The organism is Streptomyces nanshensis, assembly GCF_001751255.1.
Lineage (GTDB): Bacteria > Actinomycetota > Actinomycetes > Streptomycetales > Streptomycetaceae > Streptomyces > Streptomyces nanshensis_A.
Map to the genome: position 1 here is coordinate 3,986 of NZ_LJGW01000056.1, position 2,251 is coordinate 6,236.

At 74.3% G+C, this 2,251-nt stretch carries 5 protein-coding genes; all 5 read right to left on the minus strand.

The window, feature by feature from the left end; translation table 11 throughout:
* Nucleotides 1-114: 114 nt before the first annotated feature.
* Nucleotides 115-540 carry a hypothetical protein gene (locus AN218_RS02920; RefSeq protein ID WP_070015014.1) on the minus strand — a complete coding sequence of 142 codons (426 nt, stop codon included), beginning with the start codon at nucleotides 538-540 and terminating at the stop codon, nucleotides 115-117.
* Nucleotides 541-604: 64 nt separating this feature from the next.
* A complete protein-coding gene (locus AN218_RS02925; protein WP_079131765.1) occupies nucleotides 605-1,081 on the minus strand; it encodes a gas vesicle protein K in 477 nt (158 codons plus the stop codon).
* A gap of 83 nt (nucleotides 1,082-1,164) precedes the next feature.
* The gene (locus AN218_RS38980; RefSeq protein ID WP_070015006.1) at nucleotides 1,165-1,449 is read right to left on the minus strand and encodes a gas vesicle protein; all 285 of its coding nucleotides are present in this window, start codon (nucleotides 1,447-1,449) and stop codon (nucleotides 1,165-1,167) included.
* Nucleotides 1,439-1,912 carry a GvpL/GvpF family gas vesicle protein gene (locus AN218_RS37785; RefSeq protein ID WP_070015008.1) on the minus strand — a complete coding sequence of 158 codons (474 nt, stop codon included), beginning with the start codon at nucleotides 1,910-1,912 and terminating at the stop codon, nucleotides 1,439-1,441. Before AN218_RS37785 ends, AN218_RS38980 begins: the two co-directional genes overlap by 11 nt.
* Nucleotides 1,909-2,208 (minus strand): GvpL/GvpF family gas vesicle protein, encoded by a 300-nt coding sequence (locus AN218_RS37790; RefSeq protein WP_476755953.1) that lies wholly within the window; start codon nucleotides 2,206-2,208, stop codon nucleotides 1,909-1,911. Before AN218_RS37790 ends, AN218_RS37785 begins: the two co-directional genes overlap by 4 nt.
* Between the last annotated feature and the right edge of the window lie 43 nt (nucleotides 2,209-2,251).

Below are 2,251 nucleotides of genomic sequence, written 5' to 3' on the forward strand. Positions count from 1 at the left end.
CGGGCGCCTGCCGTGACACTCCGCCGCCGTCCCGGCCGCGTGGGCTCGACTGCCGCCGTGCGCGGGCCGGTTGGCGGCGCAATGCCGCCAGCGTACGGATGCGCGGCGTCCGCGCTACAGCCGTCCGCGGGTGAACCGTGTGAGGGGGCCGGTCCTGCGCCGCACCGAGTAGCGGCCGGCCGCGAAGGCCGCGGCCACGGCGGTGAGCACACTCGTGCCGACTCCGGCCGCGACGGCCTTGCGGTTCTTCACCGCCGTCCAGGTCGCGGACGCCGCGGTGGCGGCGGTGCTTGACGCGGAGGCCAGCTTCTGGCGGCCCGCCTCGGCGCTCTTGCTCGCGACGTGTCCGGCGCGCCGGGTGGCGTCGCCGAAGCTCCTGCCGCCGTTCTCGACGGCGTCGCCCGCGGTGTGCGTGGCCGAACCGGCCTTCTCCGCGGCCTTGGTGACACCACGGTCCGCCTTCGCCGCCGCGGCCGCCGGCTTCTTGGTGCCGTTCGCGGCCTTCGTCGCGTTGCTGGAAGTCTTGCCGTTCTGAGTCATGGCCAACGCGTTGCCGTCGGCCGAGGCTTGAAACATTCGGTGTACGGGACGGCGCACCGCACGGCTATCCGTCCTGGCGCGGAAGGAGCGAACCCAGCGGTCCCAGATCGAGGTTGAGGTCCTCCATCGTCAGTCCGTAGCGGTCGCACAGCTCCGTCATGCGCTCGTGGAGGATCATCAGCGTCATCCCGATCCGCTCCTCCTGCTCCTCGTCCAGGTCGCCCTGGTCGACGCGGTTGAGGGCGGTGCGTTCCATGAGCTGGCGGAGCAACTCCACGATCGTCAGGACGAGTTTCATCAGATCCCGCTCGACCGTGTCCGGATCCGTGCGCAGCCGCTGGGCGAGCCTGCTCTCGTCCCGTGAGCCGCGTTCGCCGTCGGACGCGGGCAGCAGGTCGAACGCGTGGGCCGCCGAGCGCGCCACGTCGTCCAGGCGCACGCCCGGGGCGTCCGCCGGACGTTCGGCGGACGGGCGTTCGGCGGGCGGGGCAAGTTCGGGGCGCGGCTCGGGAGGCCGCGCGGGGTTGTGGTTCGTCGTCATCTCCGGTCGCCTGTCCGTGAGTTGTCGGTGTGCGGCGGCATCGTGCGCCCCGTCCTCCGTACGGCCCGTGCGTCCCGGTGTGTTCACCACGGCGCCGGGTCGTCGGGCGTGACGGAGTGGATGACGGCGCGCAGATTGACGCGTACGAGATCGACGTCCGCGATGGAGAGCACCAGATCGCCGGTGAGCACGGCGCCGCCCGACAGCAGCCGGTCGAGCAGATCGATGAGGGCGACCTGACGGCCCGCGAGGCCGTTCTCCTCGGCGGCGCCGCGCTCGGCGAGGCCGTTCGCGAAGCCGTCCGAGGCGGACCGGGTGCCCGCCTCGACGGCGTCGGCGAAGCCGCTGCCGGGAAGGTCAGCGTCCATCGGCGGCCGTCTCCGTACGCTCCGGGCTGCCGTGCTGCGGCGGCGAGGCGGGCGGCGTCGCGAAGGAGTACGGGGCCCACGGGCCGGTCAACTCGACGCGGACGCCCGGCACATCCTCGGCGAGAGCGCCGATCGCGGCCCGGAAGTCCTCGCCGCGGCCGGAGGGCACCAGATAGGCGTCGTTGGCGATGTTCTCGCCGGGGCCCGCGGCCAGTTCGCCCTGCTGTGGGCGGTGCGCGACCTTCGCGGTGGCGATGCCGTCCGCGAGGGCCATGACGCGTTCGGCGACGGCACCGGCGGCGCGGTAGGTGTCGCGGTGTGTGGTGCGCTGCTGCCGGCGCCGCTGAAGGTACGCGCGGCCGGGGCTGCTTCCGCCGCTGCCGGGGGACGTCGGTCCCGCCGCGGTGCCGTCCGACGGCTCCGCCGCGGTGGCGGCGGCGCCGGGGTCCGCGTAGACCTTCACGCCCCACTCGACATGGCCCTCCAGACGTGCGAGCAGCGCCTCGAACTCGGCGGACNCTCGGCGGACCGTCCGGCCAGCATCTCCGCGCCCCGGTCGTCGTCGAGACAGACCGTCGCCAGTCGCAGGGGCAGCACGGTCGTGTGCTCGTACGCCGCCGCGACGACGCCGTGGTGTGCGCGGGCCAGGGCCTCCAGGCGTTCCATGTCCTCGAGTTGGGCCGTCAGCCCGGACTCGTCGTACAGGCCCGCCGGTACGTCCGAGACCAGCGCGCCCAGCCCGGCGCCGCCCGCGACCATGCGCACGGGGGCGCCGGCGGGGCCCGCGAGGCCGTCGGCCGCC

What these genes read in the sequence shown, in the direction of transcription:
- AN218_RS02920 (WP_070015014.1), bottom strand. Translation starts at nt 540, where the DNA reads ATGACTCAGAACGGCAAGACTTCCAGCAACGCGACGAAGGCCGCGAAC.
- AN218_RS02925 (WP_079131765.1), bottom strand. Translation starts at nt 1,081, where the DNA reads ATGACGACGAACCACAACCCCGCGCGGCCTCCCGAGCCGCGCCCCGAA.
- AN218_RS38980 (WP_070015006.1), bottom strand. Translation starts at nt 1,449, where the DNA reads ATGGACGCTGACCTTCCCGGCAGCGGCTTCGCCGACGCCGTCGAGGCG.